This is a genomic window from Photorhabdus kleinii, assembly GCF_025384885.1.
Lineage (GTDB): Bacteria > Pseudomonadota > Gammaproteobacteria > Enterobacterales > Enterobacteriaceae > Photorhabdus > Photorhabdus kayaii.
Genome location: NZ_JAJAFY010000095.1, coordinates 1 through 5347 on the forward strand (window position 1 = coordinate 1; position 5347 = coordinate 5347).

The following is a 5347-nucleotide window of genomic DNA, read 5'->3' on the forward strand; positions in this document are numbered from 1 at the left end:
TCAGTTGTACGGAAGTAGAACTGTGGACGGTAGCCTTTGAAGAATGGCGTATGACGGCCACCTTCGTCTTTGCTCAGAATATAAACTTCTGATTCGAAAGTGGTGTGTGGCTTGATTGAACCTGGTTTTGCCAGTACCTGACCACGTTCGATTTCGTCACGCTTGGTACCACGCAGCAGAACACCGACGTTCTCACCTGCACGGCCTTCGTCCAGCAGTTTGCGGAACATTTCTACGCCAGTACAAGTAGTTTTAGTCGTGTCTTTGATACCCACGATTTCAACTTCTTCACCCACTTTAACGATACCGCGCTCTACACGACCAGTTACCACGGTACCACGGCCTGAAATAGAGAATACATCTTCGATTGGCAGCAGGAATGGCTGGTCGATTGCACGCTCTGGTTCTGGAATGTAGCTGTCCAGGGCATCGGCCAGTTCAATGATCTTCGCTTCCCACTCTGCATCACCTTCCAGCGCTTTCAGAGCAGAACCACGGATAACTGGCGTGTCATCGCCTGGGAAATCGTACTGAGACAGCAGCTCACGTACTTCCATCTCAACCAGTTCCAGCAGCTCTTCGTCGTCTACCATGTCACATTTGTTCAGGAACACGATGATGTAAGGAACGCCTACCTGACGACCTAACAGAATGTGCTCACGCGTCTGTGGCATTGGACCGTCAGTCGCGGCAACTACCAAGATTGCGCCGTCCATCTGAGCCGCACCGGTGATCATGTTTTTCACATAGTCGGCGTGGCCTGGGCAGTCAACGTGCGCATAGTGGCGGCTTGGGGTATCGTATTCTACGTGAGAAGTAGAAATGGTGATACCACGTGCTTTTTCTTCTGGTGCGTTATCAATTTGATCGAATGCACGAGCATTACCACCGTAGGTTTTAGCCAATACAGTAGTGATAGCAGCAGTCAGGGTAGTTTTACCGTGGTCAACGTGGCCGATAGTACCAACGTTAACGTGCGGTTTTGTACGTTCAAACTTTTCTTTAGACATTAGATTGTCCCTCTAAGACACGGAATCGGTGGTTCCACCACATCAACCAAACAGTTGCTCGTTGAATATCGCTTACAGGAATAAAATCGGGAGACAAGGACACTAAGGAAGTGGTGCTGATAGGCAGATTCGAACTGCCGACCTCACCCTTACCAAGGGTGTGCTCTACCAACTGAGCTATATCAGCACATCTTGGAGCGGGCAGCGGGAATCGAACCCGCATCATCAGCTTGGAAGGCTGAGGTAATAGCCATTATACGATGCCCGCATTGAACTCGGCTACCTGACTTTAATCAGCTGTATGTTGATCTCAATATACTTTGCTTTCAGTTAAGTACCAAAAGAATATCAAGATTAAATCTGATTTTTTGGTGGTGGGGGAAGGATTCGAACCTTCGAAGTCTGTGACGGCAGATTTACAGTCTGCTCCCTTTGGCCGCTCGGGAACCCCACCTTTCCAAATTTTTAATGGTGCCGGCACCAAGAATCGAACTCGGGACCTACTGATTACAAGTCAGTTGCTCTACCAACTGAGCTATGCCGGCATCAAGTGCTGCGCATTCTAGGCAGTGTGAACGCTCTATGCAACAAAAAAATTGCTTTCCTTGATTATTCGGTTATAAAACACTCGCTTTCATTCGATTAGCTGTTTTTTTCAATAACTTTAGCTTAAACAATAAACACCTAATTGCCTGCCAACTAAGGAACCGATTACAAGTGCTCGATAAAACTTGATAGGCCACTTTATCTTGAATCATTTAAATTTCCATCATGATAAGCAAACAGCTGAAACTAACATTAAGAAGTAAAACAACTCAATTTTTTACAATTCTGCATTTCTTACAAAAAAAACCGCTAAAAATATAAAAAAGCCTACGCCTGCCGCTCATCAGTCGATATCATGCGATTTATTTTTTGTCAGGTACAGGTTATTTATTGCAACTTGTCAAACCTGCACAAACAGGCAGATGTTGGTTTATGAATAAAAAAGAACTTTTTTTGGCTACTCCATATTTGCAATTCAATCGTGAACAATGGGCAACCTTACGTGATTCAGTTCCGCTGACATTAACAAAAGAAGAATTAATTGATTTAAAAGGAATTAATGAAGAAATTTCTTTAGAAGAAGTTGTTGAGATTTACCTTCCTTTATCTCGCTTGCTCAATTTTTATATTAGTTCAAATTTACGTCGTCAAGCAGTGCTCGAACAATTTCTAGGTACTGATGGACAAAAAGTCCCTTATATCATAGGAATTGCTGGCAGTGTTGCTGTTGGTAAAAGCACTACTGCACGTCTATTACAAGCTCTGCTGAGTCGTTGGCCTGAACACAGAAGCGTAGAATTAATTACTACAGATGGTTTTCTACATTCTAACAGCGTGCTGAATGAACGTGGACTGATGAAAAAGAAAGGGTTCCCACAATCATATGATATGCATAGCTTAGTGAAATTTGTATCTGATATTAAATCGGGCTCTAAACAAGTATCCGCACCAGTATACTCTCATCTTACCTATGATATCGTACCAAATGAGCAAAAATTCATTAAACAACCAGACATTTTGATTCTAGAGGGTTTGAATGTATTACAAAGCGGTATGGATTATCCCCATGATCCACACCATGTATTTGTCTCTGATTTTGTTGACTTTTCTATCTACGTCGATGCACCAGAAAAATTACTCAAAAGTTGGTATATCAGTCGTTTCTTAAAATTCCGCCAAGGTGCCTTTTCCGATCCAGATTCTTATTTCCACAGTTACTCCAAACTATCAGAAAAAGAAGCCATAAATACTGCATCTGATATCTGGCAAGAGATCAATGGACTGAATTTGCGACAAAATATTTTACCAACTCGAGAACGTGCAAGCCTAATCATGACAAAAGGTACTAATCACACTATTGAAAGCGTAAGGCTACGTAAGTAAAGATAGTCTCCGAACCCGGAAGACATTTCTCTTCCGGTCATTTTCAACAACCTCTTAAAGAAATCTCCCCGCCGATATATGGGGTTATGACACCATTCTGATCAAGTAACAAAGCACCTTGCTGATTAATACCCCTGGCTATACCATGCACTTCCTGACTACCAATAATTAATTTCACCGGCCTATCCATAAAATTATCTAACTCAAACCACCGAGAAACAAATGAAGACAAACCTTCATTTTCAAACTGAATTAGAGCTTTCCTTAGATCAAGTATTATTTCTACAGCCAATTTATTACGATCAACTTGAATTCCTGCCTGCAACAAATTAATCCATTGCTGATTAATAGGTTCTTCGCCCTTATGATCCATCGAAATATTTATACCCGCACCTATTACAACCTGAGCAGCATCACCAGTATTTCCTATTAGTTCAACTAAGATTCCCGCTAATTTCTTATCATCAAGATATAAATCATTTGGCCATTTTACCCTAATTCTATCAGCGCCAAATCGATGCAATACTTCAGCAATAACAATGCCAACAACCAAACTCAATCCAATTGCAGCAGCAGGTCCTTGCTCAAGGTGCCAATACATAGATAAATAAAGATTTTTACCAAAGGGCGAAACCCATTTCCTTCCACGCCGCCCTCTGCCAGCATACTGGTACTCTGCAACACAAGCATCCCCTGATTTCAATTCAGATAAACGTTCAAGCAAATACTGATTAGTCGAATCAATAACTGGCAAAACAGTTATTCGATCCTGAGGTAAGTATTGCAAAATAGTAGACTCATCAAGTAGCTGCATAGGTGCCATAAGGCTATAACCCTTGCCAGGAGTTGTTTCTAGTTCAATTCCCCATTCACGAATCGTCTGTATATGTTTATTAATTCCAGCCCTACTCATCCCTAAATATTGTCCCAACTGTTGACCAGAATGAACTTCACCGTCAGACAAAATCTTAATCAACTGTAATGGCACGGTTATATCTTTCATGAAATACATTCCACAGCATCAATTTCGCCTTTAGAACCAATAAAACGAACCTCAGGTTCAAGTAATACACCAAACTTACTTATCACTTGCCGGCGAATGTAAGCAGCCAATAAGACTACATCCTTACCTGTAGCATTTTCCTGATTTATCAATACTAGAGCTTGTCTAAGATGCACAGATGCACCTCCAATGCGATAACCTTTTAAATTACAACGTTCAATGAGCCAAGCTGCCGCTAATTTAAACATCCCATTCGTGTAAGGATATTGGGGACTATCAGGGTAATTTTCTTTAATTTTTGCCGCAACTTCCGCACTGACAATTGGGTTTTTGAAGAAACTCCCCGAGTTTCCTGTTATTGCAGGATCAGGCAATTTACTGGTGCGCATTGCACATACTGAATCAAAAATCTGCTGAGGAGTTACATTATCTTTCGACAGCCTAGTTAAATCACCGTAGTTCAATATTGGCCGCCAATTCTTCTTCAACAATAATCCTACAGAAATAATAGAATAATTTGCTTTATATTTATGCTTAAAAACACTATCCCGATATCTAAACTGACATTCACCAACACTAAGACGCGTTTGCTCCCCAGTTTCTAGATTAAGAACATCTACATATTCACACACATCTCTAAATTCAATACCATATGCACCAATATTTTGAATTGGTGCTGCACCAGAGCAACCAGGAATTAAAGCCAAATTCTCTAATCCATAGATTTGATTTTTAAGAGAATGGCAGACTAATTCGTGCCAATTTTCTCCCGCCCCTACATGTAAATGCCATGATTCATCTGTCTCCCGCTGTTGAATCCCCATAATTCTATTCAGAATCACAGTTCCTTCAAAATTTGCAGTAAATAAGACATTACTTCCTCCACCAAGCAGTAATGCAGGTTGTTTTTCGCTTTTGGCTTTCTGCCATAAAGCTAATAAGGACTCGGCAGATTCAGCTATATCTAAACGTTTAGCATAGGCTGATAACCCAAAGGTATTAAACTCTTTAAGAGAAAGCATTCACTCAACACTCAATAAAGCTATTTAATAAGTAGTTTATCAGCTATAGGCGTGGAAAACAGTTGGAAAACTAAGTTAGTTCTTTGTTAAATGCAAAAAGGCCACCCCTTTGGATGGCCTTTTTGTCTCAAAATAAGGTCTGGCAGTTCCCTACTCTCACATGGGGAGACCCCACACTACCATCGGCGCTACGGCGTTTCACTGCTGAGTTCGGCATGGGGTCAGGTGGGACCGCCGCGCTATCGCCGCCAGACAAATTCTTTATTCGTTATCATGGTGCTGATACCCAGATTCGAACTGGGGACCTCACCCTTACCAAGGGTGTGCTCTACCAACTGAGCCATATCAGCAATGATTGCCCAAACTCACTGTTGGCGCAAAAA

4 protein-coding genes, 5 tRNA genes and 1 rRNA gene are annotated in these 5347 nt (G+C 41.6%); 1 reads left to right on the forward strand and 9 read right to left on the reverse strand.

Features of this window, described 5'->3' with window-relative positions; genetic code table 11:
- From tuf to LG003_RS22365, 5 genes are all read right to left on the reverse strand, one after another.
- The coding region (tuf, locus tag LG003_RS22345; RefSeq protein ID WP_262981683.1) for an elongation factor Tu at positions 1–1010 on the reverse strand (1010 nt) is incomplete at its 3' end.
- 111 nt (positions 1011–1121) lie between these two features.
- Positions 1122–1197, reverse strand: a tRNA-Thr gene (locus LG003_RS22350).
- A gap of 6 nt (positions 1198–1203) precedes the next feature.
- Positions 1204–1278, reverse strand: a tRNA-Gly gene (locus LG003_RS22355).
- Between the two features lie 101 nt (positions 1279–1379).
- Positions 1380–1464 (reverse strand) — tRNA-Tyr (locus tag LG003_RS22360).
- 15 nt (positions 1465–1479) lie between these two features.
- Positions 1480–1555 (reverse strand) — tRNA-Thr (locus LG003_RS22365).
- A 433-nt stretch (positions 1556–1988) separates the two neighbouring features.
- On the opposite strand from LG003_RS22365, the gene coaA reads away from it, so the two are divergent.
- Positions 1989–2939 carry a type I pantothenate kinase gene (coaA, locus tag LG003_RS22370; protein ID WP_112879791.1) on the forward strand — a complete coding sequence of 317 codons (951 nt, stop codon included), beginning with the start codon at positions 1989–1991 and terminating at the stop codon, positions 2937–2939.
- 43 nt (positions 2940–2982) lie between these two features.
- Here the strand turns inward: coaA and birA are convergent, their stop codons facing one another.
- The 4 genes from birA to LG003_RS22390 form a co-directional block, all read right to left on the reverse strand.
- A complete protein-coding gene (gene birA, locus LG003_RS22375) occupies positions 2983–3942 on the reverse strand; it encodes a bifunctional biotin--[acetyl-CoA-carboxylase] ligase/biotin operon repressor BirA (RefSeq protein ID WP_112879790.1) in 960 nt (319 codons plus the stop codon).
- Entirely contained in the window at positions 3939–4964 is a 1026-nt protein-coding gene (murB, locus tag LG003_RS22380) for a UDP-N-acetylmuramate dehydrogenase (RefSeq protein ID WP_112879789.1), read from the reverse strand. The genes birA and murB overlap by 4 nt, the downstream gene beginning before the upstream one ends.
- 137 nt (positions 4965–5101) lie before the next feature.
- A 5S ribosomal RNA gene (gene rrf / locus LG003_RS22385) occupies positions 5102–5217 on the reverse strand.
- Positions 5218–5238: 21 nt separating this feature from the next.
- Positions 5239–5314, reverse strand: a tRNA-Thr gene (locus tag LG003_RS22390).
- Positions 5315–5347 lie beyond the last annotated feature (33 nt).

Coding starts and splice junctions, on each gene's coding strand:
- coaA (WP_112879791.1), top strand. CDS start 1,989: ATGAATAAAAAAGAACTTTTTTTGGCTACTCCATATTTGCAATTCAAT.
- birA (WP_112879790.1), bottom strand. CDS start 3,942: ATGAAAGATATAACCGTGCCATTACAGTTGATTAAGATTTTGTCTGAC.
- murB (WP_112879789.1), bottom strand. CDS start 4,964: ATGCTTTCTCTTAAAGAGTTTAATACCTTTGGGTTATCAGCCTATGCT.